The organism is Streptomyces sp. NBC_01384, from assembly GCF_045040035.1.
Taxonomy (GTDB): Bacteria; Actinomycetota; Actinomycetes; order Streptomycetales; family Streptomycetaceae; genus Streptomyces.
Window position 1 is genome coordinate 705094 of record NZ_CP109560.1, and the last position, 17867, is coordinate 722960.

Below are 17867 nucleotides of genomic sequence, written 5' to 3' on the forward strand. Positions count from 1 at the left end.
AAGCACAGGAAGTACGCCAATCCTGCGGTCTACCATGCCGATCATGCGCCACACTCTCGACGAGACGGACCGTCGGATCGCGGCTGCCCTTCTCGCCTCGCCACGTGCCTCCTGGCGCGAGGTGGCCCGCTGTCTGGGCCTGTCCGAGCGCACCGTCGTACGCCGCGCCACACCGCTGTACGCCGACGGCACCCTGCGCGCGACGGTCGTCCGCAACCCGGCGCGTTTCCCGCACCTGGTTCCCATCGCCCTGCGCATCCGCTGCCGACCCGACAAAATCCGTCAGGTCGCCGACGCACTGGCACGCCGCACGGACACCGTCTGGGTCGACATCCTCGGCGGCGGCGACGAGATCTCCACGATCTTCTTCCTCGACGGCCCCGACGCCCGCAACACCCTGCTTCTGCGCGACCTGCCCGCCACCCATGCCATCGGCTCCTGGACCTCCCACACACTGCTGCGCGTCTTCCCCACCGCGTTCCGCTGGACCGCCGGTCTGCTCTCACCCGAAGAGCTGGCCCAGCTCGCCCCCGACCCGGCGCCACCGACAGCGCCTCCCCCGCCCCTCGGCATCGACACCGCGCTGATCACGGCGCTCACCGAGGACGGCCGGACCACCTACACCGACCTCGCCCGCCGCGCCGACACCACCGCGCTCACCGCCCGCCGACGCCTCGACGCACTCGTGCGCGGCCAGGTCCTGCGCCCGGCGACCGAGCTCGACCTCGCACTGCTCGGCGCGTACGCCGAAGCCCTGCTGTGGATCGCCGTGCGGCCCGGCGCACTGCACCAGACCGCGCAGACTCTCAGCGGCCACCCGCACGTCCGCTTCTGCGCCGCCACCACCGGCCCCGCCAATCTCGTCGTCGCTCTCGCCGCAACGGACCTCGACGCCCTGTACGCCTTCCTCACCGACTCCATCGGCCCCCTCGACGGCATCGCCGCCATCGACACCACACCCCTCCTGGCGACCGTCAAACGCACGGGCCTCATCCGCCACGCCTCTCGGGCTCCCGGACCCCAGTAGCCGGTTCGCGGCCTGTCCTGTCGGCCCGGCAGGCCCCAGAGGCCACATCCGGTGTGGAATAGCGCAGGTTCGCAATACTGCCCCCCTTCACCAGTACAAAAAAGTGGGGAAAACGCCCGGGCCCGGCCGCCAGGTTGCCGCCGGCATCGCCGTCCTGGCCCGGGCAGCCCTGTCCAGCCCGGCGCTGCGCGGCCTGCGTTTCTCCCGCGGTCGCCTTCGTCCACGCTCGCGTGCACAACCAGGCACCCCCGCCCCTGAGGTGGCGGTCCGCGCGGAGATCCACATGCCGCGGGTTCACACGTCGCGGCGCCGCACGACGACCACCGCGAGCACGACCGCGACGAGCGGCCAGACAGCGTACACGATCCAGGAGCCGGCGACCGTGGCGGTGTAGCCGAGGGATCCGGGATCCGGCGGCCAGTTCTGGACCAGGCGCTTCCAGGCGGTGATGACCATCGCGTGGTTGACGTCGGCGGACCAGCGCTTGGTCTGCGAGAAGATCGTGGACAGCATCAGCAGCGTGAAGACGCTGGTGACCATGGTCGCGGCGCTGTGCCGGATCAGGACGCCGAGCCCCAGGCCGACCAGTGCGCAGACCGGGGCCAGCAGCGCGGATGCCGCCAGCGCCCGGAACACCCCGGGATGGGTGATCGAGACCCCTGCGTGCCGCCCGTTCAAGATGGCCTGGGAGACCAGGAAGGAACCGGTGGAGATGGCCGTGCCGACGGCGGTCCACACGCCGGCGGTGACGACCGCTTTGGCCAACACCACTGAACCGCGGGCAGGGACGGCCACGGTGGTGGTGCGGATCAGGCCGCTGCTGTATTCGCTGACGACGGTGATCGCGCCGATGCTGCCGGCGACGAGCATCAGCGTCATGTAGCCGGCCGCCGGATAGGCGTCGTAGGGCAGGAAGCCGGGGGGCTGTCGCATGCTCGCGCTGGAGGCTTCGAAGTTCTTGTAGTCCGCCAGTGCCGCCACGGCTGCGGACCCGATGACGAACAGGACAGTGAGTGCGATCGTCCACGGAGTGGAACGCAGGGACCGCATCTTGATCCACTCGGCCGCCAGGAGGTCGCGGAAGCGGGCGGGCGACTCGGCGACGGGCGCGTCCGAGGTGGTCGAGGGGACGGAGGTGATCGTGGTCATCGGGATTGTCCTGCCAGGTATTCGACGCTGTCGGCGGTGAGTTCCATGAACGCCTCCTCCAGTGAGGCGGTTCGGGTGGTCAGCTCGTTCAGCATGATCTTGTTCTCGAAGGCAAGCGCTCCGATCCGCTCCGCCGGCAGCCCGGTCACGGCGAGCTTCTCGGTGCCCGTCGAGCCCTGCGGCTCGACCGATGCGCCTGCGGCGGTCAGCACCGCTGCCAGCGCGGCAGCCTGCGGGCTGCCCACCACGACGCTGCGGCGGGTGCTGCGGGCCGCGAAGTCCCCTACCGACTCTGCGGCGATGAGCCGACCCCGGCCGATGACGACGAGCTGGTCGGCGGTGTTCTCCATCTCCGACATCAGGTGGCTGGAGAGGAAGACGGTGCGCCCTTCGGCGGCCAGGCGCCGGAACAGGCGGCGCACCCAGAGAACGCCTTCCGGGTCCATGCCGTTGATCGGCTCGTCGAACATCAGCACGGGCGGGTCGCCGAGCAGGGCGGTGGCGATACCGAGCCGCTGCTTCATCCCGAGCGAGAACCCGCCGATGCGGCGGGTCGCCGCATCGGCCAGCCCCACCTCCTGCAGCACCTCGTCCACCCGGCGCAGCGGAATGCCGTTGCTGCGGGCCAGAGCGGACAGGTGGGCGGCGGCGCTGCGTCCGCCGTGGACCTGGGTGGCGTCGAGGAGGGCGCCGACGTGCCGCAGTCCACGGGGGTGGCTGTGGAAGGGGACGTTGTTGACGGTGGCGGAGCCGGCGGTTGGCCCGTCCAGGCCGAGGATCATCCGCAGGGTGGTGGTCTTGCCGGCTCCGTTGGGGCCGAGGAATCCGGTGACCTGGCCCGGCCGCACGGTGAAGGACAGATGGTCGACGGCGGTTTTGCTGCCGTAGCGTTTGGTGAGTTCGTGGACTTCGATCACACGGCCCACCCTGCCGAGAAGTCCCCGGCCGGGCATGGGGCCCAGGGCGGCAATCGCGCCGACGGGTCAGCCCGCGGGCGTACGTCCCGGGGCCGATGTCGCGCGGGCAGCGGCTGGTTAGTCTCGCGGCATGGACGCCACATCGACCTCCCCGTCGCCTGCCTGGGTTTGGCATCGCAACCTCCCTCTCGAAAGGGCACACCGGCGGTGACGAGGACGAAGGTCACGGCCTGGGTCGGGGGTGTCCTGTACCTCTTCATGCTGCTTCTGCTGCTGGGGGGCGCGCCGCGCGCTTCGGGCACGGTCCACGGTGTGGGGTCGCTACTGGCGGTGAGCCTGCTGGCCGGTGTGCTGCCACGGATGCCGCTGCTGGCTCTGGCCATGACGCTCTTCGGCGCCACCGCCGTGGTGGTGATCCCACCCCGCCACCCGCATGCGAGCCTGGCGGTGTCGTATCAGGGCGAGTTCCTGTCGTATCTGGCGGTGGACCTTGTCCTGGGCTTCATCGTCGCCACCCGCACGCGACGGGCTTCGATCGTCGCCGTGGCCGTATCCCTCACCGTGCAGCTCCTGCTGGTCGGCGGTTTCGCGCACGGGGACAGCCTGACGGCCAACAGCGTGATCGCCCTGCTGGCGATGGCCGCATCCTGCACGGTGGGGCTGCTCGGTCGCGAGCGCCGCGAGCACGCGGTGGCGCTGCGCGCGCAGGAGGTGACCGAGGCCGTGACCGCCGAACGGCTGCGGATCGCAAGGGAGTTGCACGACATGGTCGCGCACAGCATCGGCATCATTGCCATCCAGGCCGGGGTGGGCAGCCGGGTCATCCGGACGCAGCCCGCGGAGGCCCGCGAGGCATTGCGAGCCATCGAGGCCACCAGCAGAGAGACCTTGTCGGGCCTTCGGCGCACGCTGGTGGCGCTTCGTCAGGCCGACCTGGAGTCAGCGTCCTCGGGGCAGGCATCTCTCGGGCCCTCGCCGGGTCTTGCGGACATCGAGCGGCTCACGGCGGCGACCGCGGACGCGGGGGTACGCGTCGACGTGCGCTTCAGCGGGGAGCAGCGGCCCTTGCCGGCCGACATCGACCTGTCCGCCTACCGTATCGTGCAGGAGGCGCTGACCAACGTGGTCCGTCACGCGGGCACCGGGCACTGCCGGGTGAGCGTCGACTACGGGAGCGAGGAGCTGTCCGTGGAGGTCGTCGACGACGGGTGCGGCGCCACCGAGAACGGCTTGGCCCATGGCTTCGGCCTCGTAGGCATGCGGGAGCGGGTCGGCCTGCTGCACGGCCGACTCAGCGCCGGGCCGCGTCCCGAGGGCGGCTTCCGGGTGGCGGCGCGCCTGCCGCTGCCCCGACCCATCGGAGTTCCGGTGGAGGCCCGGTGACTGTCCGCGTCGTCCTCGCCGACGACCAGCCGCTGGTGCGGTCCGGTCTGCGCGTGCTCATGGCCGATCACCCCGACCTGGAGGTCGTCGGTGAGGCCGCCACCGGCGCCGAGGCGGTCCAACTGGTCAGGGATGTCAGCCCCGACGTCGTGGTGATGGACATCAGGATGCCCGGCATGGACGGGATCGAGGCCACGCGCCAGATCACGGCCGGTCCGGCGACAACCCGCGTCCTCGTGCTGACCACCTTCGACGAGGACGACCATGTCTACGGCGCGCTCCGGGCCGGCGCGAGCGGCTTCGTGGTGAAGGACATGGCGTTGGACGACATCCTCGCGGCGATCCGCGTGGTCGCCGTCGGCGACGCACTGATCGCGCCGGGTGTGACACGCCGTCTGATCGCGGACTTCGTCAGGCGCCCCGCCGCTGCACCCGAGCGCTCCCCACGGCCCGTCGAGGGCATCACCGAGCGGGAACGTGAAGTGCTGACCCTGGTCGGACGCGGCCGGTCGAACACGGAGATCGCGGAGGATCTCTTCATCACGGTGGCCACCGCCAAGTCGCACGTGTCCCGGCTGTTCGCCAAACTGGGCGCCCGGGACCGGGTTCAGCTCGTGATCACCGCCTATGAGACGGGGCTGGTCAAGCCGCCTCGCTGAGCACGTCGCCGGGCCCATCGCGAAGTCGCAAAGCACGTGTACCCCCGCATCAGCGTCCTTGGGCGCTTCGCCCCCGTCGCCTCCCACCCCGTCTGCCCGCCCATGCTCGGAGTCGGACGCGCGCGTCGGAGATGAATAGCGCACGGTTGGAATACTGACTCTTCACCAGCAGTTCGGAGTGGCCGCTCGGACGCCGGCCTCCGCGCATCGGCCTCGGGGAAGGTGTCCGCCCTGCGGGCTGTGCGCTGCTCCGACCAGGGGCGATGTGGTGGAACGCCGTGTCAGTGGTCGTGTCAGGGGCGTGACAGGTGGGTGACAGGCCCGGTGGGGACGGTGGGGGCATGAGAAGTACGGGAATTGCAGTTTCAGGGCTGCGCAAGGCATATGGCGACAAAGTCGTGCTCGACGGCATCGACTTCGAAGTTGCCGCGGGATCGGTCTTTTCCATGCTCGGCCCGAACGGGGCGGGCAAGACCACGACGGTGAACATCCTGACGACGCTGATGAAAGCCGACGCCGGGACGGTGCGCGTCGGCGGGCACGACGTGATGACCGGGACCAAGGAGATACGCGCGGTCATCGGCGTGACCGGCCAGTTCGCCGCGGTGGACGAGCTGCTGTCGGGCCGGGAGAACCTGCAGCTGATGGCGGACCTGAAGCGCGTGCGCTCCGGTGACCAGGTGGTCACGCGGCTGCTGGAGCGGTTCGAACTGGCCGAGTCGGCGGACAAGTTGGCGTCGACCTACTCCGGCGGTATGCGCCGGAAGCTGGACCTGGCGATGACGCTGGTCGGCAACCCGCAGATCATCTTCCTGGACGAGCCGACGACGGGGCTGGACCCGCGCAGCCGGCGCACGATGTGGGGGATCGTCCGCGAGTTGGTGGCCGACGGCACCACCATCTTCCTCACCACCCAGTACCTTGAGGAAGCCGACCAGCTCGCCGACCGGATCGCGGTGCTCGACCAGGGCCACCTGGTCGCCCAGGGCACCCCCGAGGAGCTCAAGCGCCAGGCCCCCGGCACCCACGTCCGGCTCCGGTTCGCCGACGGCGCCGAACTCGACGCGGCGGCGCGGGTCCTGACCGGGTCCACGCGGGACGACCAGGAGCTGACCCTGCGGGTGCCCAGCGACGGTGCGTCGAGGTCGCTGCGGGCCCTGCTGGACCGGCTCGACGAGCACATGATCAATGCCCAGGAGTTCTCCGTGCACACACCGGACCTCGACGACGTATTCCTCGCCCTGACCGGGCGCACGAACAGGGAGGCGGTCGCACAGTGAGCAGTGTCTCGACGTCGTTCGGCGACTCGGCGATCATGCTGCGTCGCAACTTCAGGCACACGGTCCGGAATCCGGTCACGGTGTTCAACGCGGTCCTGTTTCCCGTCGTGATGATGCTCATGTTCGTCTACGTGTTCGGTGGCGCCTTCAACGTCAAGGGCAGGTACATCGATTACGCGGTGCCGGGCCTGATCGTGATGGCCATCAGTTACGGGCTGGGGGCCACCGCGACGGCCGTGAACGACGACATGACGAAGGGCATCATCAACCGGTTCAAGGTCATGGACGTCTCCCGCGGCGCCGTGCTGACCGGTCATGTCGTCTCCACGACGGTGCGCAGTCTGATCGCCGATGCGGTCATCATCGGCGTCGGCTTCGCGATGGGATTCCGTCCGCATGCGAGCTTCCTCGACTGGCTCGCCGCGATCGGCATCATGCTGTTGCTCGGTTTCGGGGCCAGCTGGCTCACGGTCGCCATGGGGTTGGCCGCGAAGACCGTGGAGTCGGCGGGCTTGGGCACCGTGCCGCTGATCATGCTGCCGTTCCTGAGCAGCGCGTTCGTCCCCGCGGACACGATGGGGACCGGCATGCGGCAGTTCGCGGAGTACCAGCCCTTCACCCCGATCATCGAGACGCTGCGCGGGCTGCTGGAGGGCAGCCCGTCGAGCGGCGACACGATCGCGGCCGTCGCCTGGTGCGTCGGGCTCGCGCTCGTCGGATACGTGTGGGCGGTCTCCACGTTCAAGAAGCGAGCGTGACCTCGACCAGCTGAGACCAGCCGGCCCGCGTCCCCTCCCGAGTCGCCTCGGCGAACCGCGCGTCGCCGAGGCGGCGGCGCGCGGTCTGCTCGATCCGAGCCACGTCCGGATGGGAGCGGTCCTGCAGCCCCCGCACGCCCGTGCTCGCCGCGAGCAGCCGCGCGGCCTGCTCGTGCTCGTCGCGGCGCAGGGCCAGGTCCGCCACCCCGACGAGCACCTGAGCGATCAGCGGCGCGTATCCCGCCTCGGACGCCGCCTCGCAGGCCGCCGCGCGGTGCGCCCGGGCCTCGCCGAGGTCGTCGGCGAGGTAGCCGAGCAGGTCGTGCGTCAACCCGCGGATGGTCGCCTGCTCCGCTTCGTCGCCCAGTACGGCCGTCACGACGCCGAGTTGCCTGTATGCCTCCTCGATGTCGCCGCCCCACCGGGCGAGTTCCGCCTTCGCGAGGGCCAGCTCGGCCAGCGCGTCCGGCCAGGCGACCCGTTCCGCGTACCGCTGTGCCTCGGCGATGGCGACCGCGCTGGCGTCCTCGTCGCCAAGGAGCCAGTACAGCTGCGCCTGCAGCGACCGCATCCGGATGACATCCTCGGTGGCACCGACCTCGGTGACGACCGCGATCGCCTGCTCGTAGTACGCGCACGCACCGGCGAACTCGCCGCGCACGGCGATCCGGTCCGCCAGCTCGGTCAGGGCGAACGAGATCCCGAACCGCTCGCCGAGCGCCCGGAACTCGGCAAGCGCCCTCTCCAGGTACGCGTCCGCGTCCCGCCCCTCGTGGCCGAGCGTGATCCGCGTCTTGCCCAGGTGCAGCCGGGCCAGCGCGCGCACCCACGGATCCTCGGAGTCGAGCAGCGATTCGAACGCGGGCAGGAACGCGTCGGGCCCCTGCAGCATGCGTTCCATCGCGGCGACGAGCCCCAGCAGCGGGTTACGGCGCCGGCTGCGCTGACCGAACCGGTGCGCCTCGCGGATCCAAGCCTCCGCCTGGTGCGCGTCGCCCCGCCCGGAACTCACGAACAGCACGACCATCGCGTACGCCATGGCCCGGACCTCGTCGGTCGCCTCGCCGGGCGCCCTGGTGGCCGCGGTGAGCAGCTCGAAGCCCTCAGTCCTGTGCCCGCCGAGCCACCAGTACCAGCCCGCGCCCGCCGCGAGCCGCATCACCGCCTGCGCCTCGCCCGCCGCGAGTGCGCCGCGCATCGCCGCACCGATGTTGTCGTGCTCGGCCTCGAGCTTGGCCAGCCAGTCCAGCTGCTCCGCGCGGCGCAGGTGCGGCTCCGCGGTCTCGATGAGCTCGGTGAAGTAGGCCAGGTGCGCGTGGCGCGCCCGCTCCGATTCCCCCGCCGCCGCGAGCCGGTGCCCGGCGTACTCCTTGATCGTGCCGATCATGCGGTAGCGCGGGGCGCTGTCGCCCTCGGCGAGCAGCAGCGACTTCTCGGTCAGCGCGGTGAGCAGGTCGAGCACCTGCTCCTGCCCGACCGCGTCGCCCGCGCAGACCCGTTCGGCCGCTTCCAGGCTCGCCCCGCCGGAGAACACCGAGAGCCTGCGCAGGACCATCCGCTCGGCGTCGGTGAGCAGCTCCCAGCTCCAGTCGACCACCGCGCGCAGCGTCTTGTGCCGCGGCAGCGCGGTCCGGCTGCCGCTGGTCAGCAGGCGGAACCGGTCGTCGAGCCGGCCCGCGAGCTGGTCGACGGACATGGTGCGCAACCGGGCCGCGGCCAGTTCGATCGCCAGCGGCATCCCGTCCAACGCCCGGCAGACGCGCACCATCGTCGCCAGCGTGCGGGCGTCGACCGCCAGATCCCGGCGCACCGCCCTGGCCCGGTCCCGCAGCAGCTGGACGGCGGGTGAGGACTCGATCTCGCCTGGGCCCGCGTCCTCCTCCGGCAGGGCCAGCGGCTCGACCGGCCACAGCGCCTCCCCGGTGATGCCGAGCGGTTCCCGGCTCGTCGCCAGGATCCGCAGCCGCCGGCACTCCCCGAGCACCCGGTGGGCGAACACCGCCGCCGACTCGATCACGTGCTCGCAGTTGTCCAGGATCAGCAGCGCCTCCCGCTCGCGGATCGCGGCGATGAGCCGGTCCGTCAGCTCCGCGTTCGGGGCCCCGCCGAGCAGGGCGTCCCGCAGGCCCAGCCCGGCGAGCGCCGACTGCGCCACGTCGCCGTCCGCGCCGACGGCGGCAAACTCCACCAGCCAGGCCCCGTCCGGCAGGTCGCCGAGCAGAGTGCGCGCGGTCTCCGTGGCCAGCCTGGTCTTCCCCGAGCCGCCCGGCCCGATCACGGTGGTGAGCCGGTGCTCGGCTATGAGCTCACGGACCGCGGCGACATCGGCGCCCCTGCCGACGAAGGTGGTCAGCTCGGCGCGCAGGTTGGTCTTGCGGCTCGCTTCCCCCCGCCCCAGTTCGCCGCGCAGCAGCGCAACATGTAAAGCGGACAGCTCCGGCGAGGGGTCGACGCCCAGCGCGTCGGCCAGGGCCTCCCTCGCGCGCTGGTACACCAGCAGCGCCTCGCTGTCGCGACCGGCCGCGACGAGGGCGCGCATCAGCGCGGCGACGAGCCGTTCCCGTACCGGGTGCGCGGCCACCAGGTCGGTCAGCTCCGTGACCACCTCCGCACCGCGCCCGAGGGTGACCTCCGCGTCGAACCGCTCCTCGGTGGCGGTCAGGCGCAACCCCTCGAGCCGGACGACCACGGCGTCGAACGCGGCGCTGTCCTGCAGACCGACGTCCTGCATGGCCGCACCGCGCCACAGCTCGAAGGCCTCGCGCAGCAGCCGCACCCGCCGGGAAGCATCCTCGGTGCGGGCCTGGCCCGCGATGACGAGGCGTTCGAACCGCACGGCGTCGACGGCGTCGGGCTCCACCGTCAACCGGTAGCCGTCCGTCTGCCCCTCGACCACCCCGTCCGGCAGTGCCTTTCGGAGCCGGGAAACCAAGCGCTGCAGGGCGTTCGTCGCATCGGCGGGCGGGTGCTCCCCCCAGATCCAGTCGACGAGCGACGCCTTCGGGACCGCGTGACCCGGCTTGAGCGCGAGGGCGACCAGCAGTCCGCGCAACCGCGCGCCCGGCACGTCGGCCAAGCCGCCGTCGTCCGTGCGAACCTCCAATGGACCCAGCATCCCGATCTGCACCCGCTGATTCTGTCATGGGCGTTCGGCAGCATCTTCGGGTCGATAACGCCTCGCCGACCGGTAGTTGAGCACCGATGCGGGTGCGGGTGAAGATCGAGGTCGCGCCGTGGGAACCGGTCGTGCCGCGCTCCGACGCGCGGGCGCAGCTGCTGGGCGGTCTCGGCGGCCTGAACGGCTCGGCCAGCCGGTAACCACGCGGAGCGCCCACAACCTGATGCAACAGGACTCAAACCAGTTCGGGTTGCGGTTCCGGTTGCCGCGCTGGTGCGGCCTTCGGCTCCCACGCTCCGGTGGTCCGTACGTAGCCGTGGACCACTGAGGTCATCGCCAGAATGAGAAGTGGTCCAAACACCCACGGATGTGCGGCCATCTCCATCGGCAGATAGCGATATGACACCAAGAGCGCAGCGAAGACCGTTGCGCCGTAAGCGACCAGCTGGATTCCTGACCGATCCCAGCCACGTTCGAGCGAGCGCAGCGCTGCCTCGATCGTCAGCGTGAACACCACGCCGGCAACGAGATCCGCGCCGTAGTGGTAGCCGAAGCCCAGCGTCGCGCCGAGCGTGGCAATCAGCCAGAACGCGCCTGCGAATCGCAGAATCCGTGGGCCCCTGCGGGAATGAATGAAGATCGCGGTAGCCCACGCTGTGTGCAGGCTGGGCATGCAGTTGCGTGGGGTGATCTCGTCGAACGGCATCTGGTGCGGGGCATTGATCGGCGGCGGCGTGTCCGGCCACAGGTTGGCCACCGCCCAGTGCCCGCCGTCGGTGCCGTAGGCGAAGACCGGTCCGACCACCGGGAAGATCATGTAGATGCCCGGCCCGAGGAGGCCGATGACCAGAAAGGTGCGTACCAGATGATGGCGCGGGAAGCGGCGCTCGACGGCCACGTTACGCAGCTGGTACAGCGCGACGATGACCGCGGCCACCGCAAGCTGAATGTAGACGTAGTCGAGAACATGGGCGCCGATCGGACCGGTGGCCTTGACAATCCGGCCTACCAGCCACGACGGGTTGCCCAGCGCGTGATCGGCGGTTGCCACGTACTGGTCGAGCACCGCCGGGCGGGTCTTCGACGTGATGAGTAGCCAGATATCGCCGGTCTTGCGGCCGGTCACCAGCAGCAGGCCCAGCCCGACGCCCTTCAGCAGCAGGACACGTTCCTGGCCGGTGCGGCGCGTGAGAGCGATGACCGCATAGCCCAAAATCACCCACAACGCGCCGTTGCCGAAGGTGTGGCCGCCGGCCGTCTTGGCGTCGACCGCCCACCGCACCAGCAAGAAGGCGACGTCGATGCCGATCGCGGCACCAGCCGCGAAGAACCGTTGCCGCCAGGTGAGCACCACCATCATCAACGCCATGCTGGCGTACAACAGCGGCCCCGATTTGGGGGCGAATATCACCTCTCGCGCCTGGTTGGTGATCGGCCCCGGTAGGCCGTAGCGACGCGCGGCGATCTCCAGCGTGATGAGGAATCCGAGGGCCACCACACCGGCCGTGGCCCACAGCATCGCCCGTGGTTGACGCCATGTGGCGAACGTAATTCTGCAGTTTATTCGCGAAAATACCCGTGATGCTATAGATATCAATTGTCTGGCCGATTTGTTAGTTATTAGTCGAATAGGGCACTCTTTGTGCCGGATAGCATGGTTTTCCGGTTGAAGGGCAGGCGATAAGGGCGATCGTCGTGAGTTCGATCATGCTATCGGAGCGGCGCGGGTGGGTTTCACTGGTCACCGGTGGTGCGAAGGTAAGTCGATCCTGGCTCGATGATCCAGCGTCTCGGGGATACCCATGAAACTCTCGACGCCCGGCGGGCATCGAGAGTTTCATGGGTTGCCCCGCGGCTCTACAGCGTGTGCACAAGCCCGTGAACTGGAAGCCTGGGCGGGGATGCTGGCATACCGTCAACACGCCGACCGAGCTGATCGAACAGCGGCTGGCGGCGGTCGGCCCGGCATCGCGTACCGCTCTGGAACTGCTGGCGCTGTGTGCGCCGGTTCCGCTGGCCGACCTCGACGAAACCGCGCCCCTGGAAGTCCTGGCCTCCTTGGAGGCCGCAGGGCTCATCACGGTCGTCCAGGACGGCCGGCGTACCCGGGTGTCGCTGGCCCATCCCTTGTACGGTGAAGTGCTGCGCGCCAAAGTTCCCGCCCTGCGCAGCCGTTCGGTCCTGCTGCGCCAGACGCAACGGACCCTGGCCAGAGGCCGGCGGCGCGCGGACGACGCGTTACGCATGGCCGTCTGGCAGCTGACCGCGACCGGCCGCGCCGATGCCGCACTGCTGCGCGAAGGCGCGGCGACTGCCCTGAGGGCATACGACTACTGTCAGGCCCTGCCCCTGCTGACCACCGATTGCAGAGCACCGGGCGACGCCGACGCCGACGCTCGCTGCTCGGGCGCCTGGAGTCACTGCTGCGGAGTCAGGTGCCGCGATCCGGAAATCGCGCCACCAGGTGCGACCTGGCCTGGCGGAACGCTGACCTGCGTGTTCTCCGAATCCTCGCTCAAGCTCCCATGGTCCCCGTGGGGTTAGGGACGGTAGTGGTCGGTCATGGTGGGCAAAGAGCTGTTCACTGAGGCCGCGTTGTAGAAGACCCTGTCGTTGTGCGCCTGCAGCCGCCGTGCTTGCTCGATCAGGCGACCGTCGACGTTCTCCGTGTTGCCGTTCCTTCGGCGCAGGAGCACGAAGACCAGGACCAGTACCGCTGCCACCAACAGACCAAATAGCACGCCGAGCTCGATCACAGACGATCCCCCCGAGTGAGTGTGTGATGCTCCACGACAACGATCAGCCTGAAAGGTGCCTAGCTAGGCGTGCTCGGAGGATTGGGTAGTTGTCCCACTCGCCTCGCCTGCGCGCTCGAAGGTCATCACCCAGCGCTCTTTGGGGCGTGAGGGATCTTCATGGATCCCGGCCAGTTTCCAGCCCTCTGACTCGATCACCGAGGTGTACCGGTCCTGGATCTGCTGATTCGAACTGGCCAGTCTGTGAACGTAGGTGGTTTCACCCCGTTCCCGTGCTGCGACAGCGCCTTGAGTCATGCGCTTGCGCGCCCACTTCTGCAATATCCCCATGGCTGACCCCTCCCTGCCAAGTCGGTCCCCATGGCCCAACCATGGGGACGATAACGGCAGGCCGGCCCCGCTCCTGGCCCGGGGTGGGGCCGGCGTTTTTGCTGGGCCGTACCTGTTGTGGCCGCCGACGCCGAGACGAGGCCAGGTGGTGCGACCTGGCCCGCACCCTATGGACGGTCTTGCCTGAAACTCCGTGCCCTGTGATGTGCCGGTCCTGTCGTGAAGCGCGTGCGTCTGAAGGGAACAGCGTTGATACTCCGTAACACTGCCTGGGCGGCCGATCGTGCGAGGTCGGCCGTGACGGCAGCCGGACACCTGAGATCTGGAACGCTGGTGTCGTGGGCCGACCGTCCGGGAGTCAACGTTTTCTCAGGTTCACCTGCGGCAATGCCCCAAGATCCCGTCCACGCCTCGTCCACAGACCTCGGCATACGCCCGCTCTGAGCGGCACACGCCTGCACATACGCGAAGACCCCACCCTCAGCGTTTCCGCTGGTGACGGGGTCTTTGGGCACCTCATGCAGGGTGCCCCCGGCAGGATTCGAACCTGCGCGCACGGCTCCGGCGACCGTGCCCAGTGAGCGGTCACTCCTCGTCGGGGGCATCCGACTCGCGCAGGGGCCGCAGGCCACCGGGTCTGGTCCGACCCGTGGTATCGGCGGTACCATCGGTACCATGTCGCAACCCAAAGCCATGAACCTACGTTTTCCCGATCCGGCCCAGCGCGCCGCGATCGAGGCCGCCGCGCGGCAGGAGGGCGTCAGCCTGCAGGAGTACATCCTGTCCGCCGCCTACGCTCGCGCCACCGCTGTGGAAGAGCGCTTCATCGACGCGTTCCAGGCGTCGATGAAGCGCAGCAGCGACGCGTTTACCGAGGGGGCCGGCACTGTCGATCCCAGCGCGCAGCAGCGCACGGCGGAGCTGGAGGCGCGGCGCGATCTTGAGGAGCAGCAGGAGCGGGGCCACGCCGCGTGACGCAGAACGAACCGCTCCACCCGCTTGATGTGACCTTCTTGCTGCACGCCGCCGAGTTGCTGCCCGGTGATCCGCAGGTGGACGACTATGGCCCGCTCTACGCGGCAGTCGCCCGGGTCAATGCCCGGGCCCTGGAGCGCGACATCTACGGCTCCCTGTATCTCAAGGCGGCCGCGCTGCTCCAGACACTGGTGAAGCTGCCATGTCTGGAGCACTCCAACGAGGCCTTCGCCTGGCACTCCGCAGAGGCGTACCTGGCCCTGAACGGGTGCCGGCTCGACTACCCGCCGAAGGAGGCGGTCTCTCTGGTGCGGGACGCTGCTTCTGACGCGATGGGCGTTGGTCTGATCGGCCGCCGGCTGCGCGCATGGAGCGTTTCCTGATCCGGCTGGTGTCTTGAGCGCCCCTTGGGTCTCGCCGTCCGCCGTACCCCGCCCCCAGTGCATGAGGTCGATGCCGGATACGCCACCGCCGCCCACATCCTCGACGCCCGCGACGAGCATGGCATCGACCTGGTCGGCCCTGTGGGAGCGGACGCCCATCAGACCCGCCATGGCCTGGAATTCCTGTCCCAGAGCGCGTTCCTGGTCGAGTGGGAGATACGCCAGGTCACCTGCCCTCAGGGAGCAATCAGCTCGGTGTGGTCCACCTGGCGCAAACCAGCAACGGGACTCAACCTGATCCGCCTCGACGCCTGGTGGACCGGCACACCCATCGGCTCCACCCGCACAAGCCACTTCGCCCGACGGCGAGGAACGTCGGCCGGAAGTCCTCCTCGGCGACGACGTCGTGATCACGCATGACCTTCTTCGCCCACTTGCGCCCGGTGTCCTGCCGCTGCCGGTCCACCTTCTTGTACGCCTTCGCGCGCAGGCGTTTCGCTTCGCGGTAGCCCTTCGCCGCGGGCTGTCCCCCGGCAGGTCTGCGGCGGGCCGTCATCCGGTCGTACCGAACAGGAACGCCCGTACGACGCCCACAACCGTCACGGATGGCGGCCGCCCTCACCGAACAGCACTCGCTGCTCAGCGAACGCGTCGCTCGTCGGTGTTGCAGGTGTTCTTCGTCGGGTCCGCCGCCGTGACCGTTCGCTCTTCGAGAAAGGCTCGGGGCGGATCCGCTCCGGTTGCCGTAGCGCGAAGTTGCGCTCCCGGACCGGGCCCTACCGGCTCGTCGGTGCCGCCGCGGCCGAACGCGGCTCACTCGTCCGCTTACGCGCACGATAGGCGGCCGCCTTTACCCTGTTTCCGCACGGATCCATGGCGCACCACTCCCGGCGGCCTCCATGCGACCGGTCGAGGTAGATCTGGGTGCACTCCGGCCTGCTGCACTCCTTGAGCAGCGCCGCTTCCGGTCCGCCGAGGAGTTGGACGACCTGTCGGGCGATCGAGGACAAAGCCTGCTGCCCAGTCGCCTCGATTCGGCGCCCCGCCTGGGTGAGCTGCGGGATCGCGGACGGTGTACGCGCCCTGTCGTTGACCAGCGCGAGTGCATCGGCGTCATAGGTGTCACCCGCCAGTCCGGCGGCGACGAGCAGGTAGATCGCCTCGCGCAGAGCCACCGCATCCTCCACGTCGGACGGCTCGCAGTGCGTGTCTGCGTCGACGACACCGGACTCACGGAACCAGGCGTCGAGACTCTCCGGGGACGTGAGCATCTCCATGGGCACGGCGTTGCGCCGTGCGCGCAGGGTTCCGGCGAAGTCCAGCACTGGGGCGCCGCACTTGAAGACATGCATCATGTCACCATTTTGAGCGGTGACGAACGAAGGGGCAACAAGCGTTGCCTTTCGGCCGACGAAGCCGTGGCACCGGCGGCGGGGACCGCGCGCATTTCGAGCACGCGGCGGGCACGCCAGGTAGAAACGGCAGGCGACTCATATGGTTACGCCCCGGCCCTGCCTCAGCCTCAGCCTCATCGAGTCTCCTGAGGCCAATCCCGTGCTGCCGAGTACCCTGCGCTTCGCGCAAACGGATCGGGAAGTTTGGTGCGCCGGTGAGCAAACCGACACGCGTCGGATCGGCTCACCGGCGCACCACTCGCACTTCCCCGAGCAGCTCGGCGAAGGATTTCGGCAGCTCGAAGGGGTCCTTGACGACCGGTGAGTCCCGGCCGTCACCTCACGAGCCGGCTCGTCGCGTCACCAGGTCTGCTCGCCGGCGCGCACGAGGATCTCGTTGACGGCCACTCGGCGGTCCCGGGTGACGATGTAGGAGACCGCGTCGGCGATGTCCTCGGGGCGCAGCAGCTCCATGCCATCGATCTGGCGTTCGATCGCCTCCCGCGCGCCGTCGCGGAGGTGCGAGCTCAGCTCCGTGGCCACGGTGCCGGGCTCGACCACGCTCACCCGCACGCGCTTTTGCATGACCTCCTGCCGCAGCGCCTCGGTGAATCCGTTGACGCCGAACTTCGTCAGGTTGTAGACGGCCGTCCCGGGCCGGGCCACCCGGCCCGCGGTCGAGCTGATGTTGACCAGGTCCGCCACCCGCCGCGGGGAGTCCTCGGCGGCTCGGAGGAGGTGCGGCAGCGCGGCGTGGGTGATGTACAGCAGGCCCTGGACATTGATCTCGAGCATGCGCTCCCACTCCTCGAGCGGAGAGTCCACCGCCTGCCCGACACCCATGAAGCCGGCGTTGTTGACAACCGTGTCCAGGCGGCCCAACTCTGCGACCACACTCTCTATGGCCGCCGATGCCTGCTGCTGGTCGGTGATATCGGCCTCGACCACCAGGGCGGTCCCGCCCTCGGCCCGGATCTTGTCCGCCAACCGCTCCAGCCGTTCACGCCGCCGCGCGAGCACGGTGACCGCCGCTCCCTCCGCGGCGAGGCTGCGGGCGGTCGCCTCGCCGATACCGCTGCTGGCGCCGGTCACCAGCGCCACTGTGCCCTGCAGTCGTCCGGTCATGTTGTCATCCTCCGTGTGGGGTGTTCGCGGCCTGACAGGACGCGGTTTGTCGCGGCTCTGCAGCCGGCGGTGGTTCGCGTCGGAATGCGATTCGCCTACCTCGCGGATCCGGATCCCGAAGGCAACCCCATGGCCGCCGGGCCGGCGCCGGCGGGTGTGCAGCTCATGTGTGCTGCCCGTGGGTTTGGGCAACGTGGGCGATGGTCGTTTCGGCGACTCCATGACACGGGAGCCAGGCCGATCGGCATCGGCCGGTTCCCGGCAGCGGGTGTCCCGGTCCGAAGGCGGTGAGGCGTCGATCATGGACATCCACCGGCAGACGGTCCGAGTGCGAACCTGGCGACGAAGCCCGGAGCTGCGACAGCCCCATATCCGGAACCAGTTCCGGTTAACCGTAAGCGGAACCAGTTCCGGTTGCAAGGGCGGTGGAGATGACACAGGTGCCGGCCGACAACGACAAGGGCGGTGCAGGCCGCTTCGAGCCGATGCACAGCGCAAATGGGGGCCGAGGTCAAGGACGTCAACGACGACGCCGACGTCCGTAGCGGTACGCCGTATCGAGACTTCCTCCCCAGGGGCCGCGCCGCCCCTGGCGGACGACCCGACGGCATGG

At 69.5% G+C, this 17867-nt stretch carries 17 protein-coding genes, 1 tRNA gene and 1 pseudogene; 9 read left to right on the forward strand and 10 right to left on the reverse strand.

Annotated elements, in window-relative coordinates; translation table 11 throughout:
* Positions 1–34 precede the first annotated feature (34 nt).
* Complete coding sequence (locus OG747_RS50940) at positions 35–1027, forward strand: Lrp/AsnC family transcriptional regulator (protein WP_331743579.1); 993 nt, start codon at positions 35–37, stop codon at positions 1025–1027.
* Between the two features lie 294 nt (positions 1028–1321).
* Here the strand turns inward: OG747_RS50940 and OG747_RS50945 are convergent, their stop codons facing one another.
* Positions 1322–2176, reverse strand: coding sequence for an ABC transporter permease (locus OG747_RS50945; RefSeq protein WP_331743576.1), 855 nt, complete (start codon positions 2174–2176; stop codon positions 1322–1324).
* Positions 2173–3093, reverse strand: coding sequence for an ATP-binding cassette domain-containing protein (locus tag OG747_RS50950; protein ID WP_331743573.1), 921 nt, complete (start codon positions 3091–3093; stop codon positions 2173–2175). The genes OG747_RS50945 and OG747_RS50950 overlap by 4 nt, the downstream gene beginning before the upstream one ends.
* 207 nt (positions 3094–3300) lie before the next feature.
* Between OG747_RS50950 and OG747_RS50955 the strand changes: the two genes are divergently transcribed.
* The 4 genes from OG747_RS50955 to OG747_RS50970 all read left to right on the forward strand — a co-directional run bounded on the left by OG747_RS50955 (position 3301) and on the right by OG747_RS50970 (position 7173).
* A complete protein-coding gene (locus tag OG747_RS50955; RefSeq protein WP_331743570.1) occupies positions 3301–4476 on the forward strand; it encodes a sensor histidine kinase in 1176 nt (391 codons plus the stop codon).
* Complete coding sequence (locus OG747_RS50960; protein ID WP_331743567.1) at positions 4473–5135, forward strand: response regulator transcription factor; 663 nt, start codon at positions 4473–4475, stop codon at positions 5133–5135. Before OG747_RS50955 ends, OG747_RS50960 begins: the two co-directional genes overlap by 4 nt.
* Positions 5136–5476: 341 nt before the next feature.
* Entirely contained in the window at positions 5477–6415 is a 939-nt protein-coding gene (locus tag OG747_RS50965) for an ATP-binding cassette domain-containing protein (protein ID WP_331743563.1), read from the forward strand.
* 35 nt (positions 6416–6450) lie between these two features.
* The gene (locus tag OG747_RS50970) at positions 6451–7173 is read left to right on the forward strand and encodes an ABC transporter permease (protein ID WP_405886551.1); all 723 of its coding nucleotides are present in this window, start codon (positions 6451–6453) and stop codon (positions 7171–7173) included.
* Here OG747_RS50970 and OG747_RS50975 read toward each other — a convergent pair.
* Positions 7157–10300: a BTAD domain-containing putative transcriptional regulator gene (locus OG747_RS50975; protein ID WP_331743558.1), complete on the reverse strand. Its 3144-nt coding sequence runs from the start codon at positions 10298–10300 to the stop codon at positions 7157–7159. The two genes, OG747_RS50970 and OG747_RS50975, sit on opposite strands and share 17 nt — an antisense overlap.
* A 226-nt stretch (positions 10301–10526) precedes the next feature.
* Positions 10527–11810, reverse strand: a complete 1284-nt coding sequence (locus OG747_RS50980) for a phosphatase PAP2 family protein (protein WP_331743555.1) — start codon at positions 11808–11810, stop codon at positions 10527–10529.
* A 359-nt stretch (positions 11811–12169) separates the two neighbouring features.
* Here OG747_RS50980 and OG747_RS50985 point away from each other — a divergent pair, with 359 nt between their 5' ends.
* Complete coding sequence (locus OG747_RS50985; RefSeq protein ID WP_331765183.1) at positions 12170–12835, forward strand: hypothetical protein; 666 nt, start codon at positions 12170–12172, stop codon at positions 12833–12835.
* On the opposite strand, the gene OG747_RS50990 is transcribed toward OG747_RS50985, so the two are convergent.
* The 3 genes from OG747_RS50990 to OG747_RS51000 all read right to left on the reverse strand — a co-directional run bounded on the left by OG747_RS50990 (position 12832) and on the right by OG747_RS51000 (position 13999).
* Positions 12832–13014 carry a hypothetical protein gene (locus OG747_RS50990; RefSeq protein ID WP_405886379.1) on the reverse strand — a complete coding sequence of 61 codons (183 nt, stop codon included), beginning with the start codon at positions 13012–13014 and terminating at the stop codon, positions 12832–12834. The two genes, OG747_RS50985 and OG747_RS50990, sit on opposite strands and share 4 nt — an antisense overlap.
* A 96-nt stretch (positions 13015–13110) precedes the next feature.
* Positions 13111–13377, reverse strand: coding sequence for a hypothetical protein (locus tag OG747_RS50995; RefSeq protein ID WP_331743546.1), 267 nt, complete (start codon positions 13375–13377; stop codon positions 13111–13113).
* A 526-nt stretch (positions 13378–13903) separates the two neighbouring features.
* A tRNA-OTHER gene (locus OG747_RS51000) sits at positions 13904–13999 on the reverse strand.
* A gap of 53 nt (positions 14000–14052) precedes the next feature.
* On the opposite strand from OG747_RS51000, the gene OG747_RS51005 reads away from it, so the two are divergent.
* The 3 genes from OG747_RS51005 to OG747_RS51015 are packed head-to-tail and all read left to right on the forward strand — an operon-like array spanning position 14053 to position 15155.
* Positions 14053–14352 (forward strand): DUF1778 domain-containing protein, encoded by a 300-nt coding sequence (locus OG747_RS51005; RefSeq protein WP_331743543.1) that lies wholly within the window; start codon positions 14053–14055, stop codon positions 14350–14352.
* Positions 14349–14735 carry a fic family toxin-antitoxin system, toxin component gene (locus OG747_RS51010; protein ID WP_331765184.1) on the forward strand — a complete coding sequence of 129 codons (387 nt, stop codon included), beginning with the start codon at positions 14349–14351 and terminating at the stop codon, positions 14733–14735. Before OG747_RS51005 ends, OG747_RS51010 begins: the two co-directional genes overlap by 4 nt.
* A 57-nt stretch (positions 14736–14792) precedes the next feature.
* Positions 14793–15155: a hypothetical protein gene (locus OG747_RS51015; protein ID WP_405886564.1), complete on the forward strand. Its 363-nt coding sequence runs from the start codon at positions 14793–14795 to the stop codon at positions 15153–15155.
* Here the strand turns inward: OG747_RS51015 and OG747_RS51020 are convergent.
* From OG747_RS51020 to OG747_RS51030, 3 genes and pseudogenes are all read right to left on the reverse strand, one after another.
* Positions 15100–15303, reverse strand: a pseudogene (locus tag OG747_RS51020) (RNA-guided endonuclease TnpB family protein); the annotation flags it as partial. The gene OG747_RS51015 and the pseudogene OG747_RS51020 sit on opposite strands and share 56 nt — an antisense overlap.
* A gap of 208 nt (positions 15304–15511) precedes the next feature.
* Positions 15512–16087, reverse strand: a complete 576-nt coding sequence (locus tag OG747_RS51025; protein WP_331744982.1) for an ABATE domain-containing protein — start codon at positions 16085–16087, stop codon at positions 15512–15514.
* Between the two features lie 402 nt (positions 16088–16489).
* Complete coding sequence (locus tag OG747_RS51030) at positions 16490–17254, reverse strand: SDR family NAD(P)-dependent oxidoreductase (RefSeq protein WP_331743537.1); 765 nt, start codon at positions 17252–17254, stop codon at positions 16490–16492.
* Between the last annotated feature and the right edge of the window lie 613 nt (positions 17255–17867).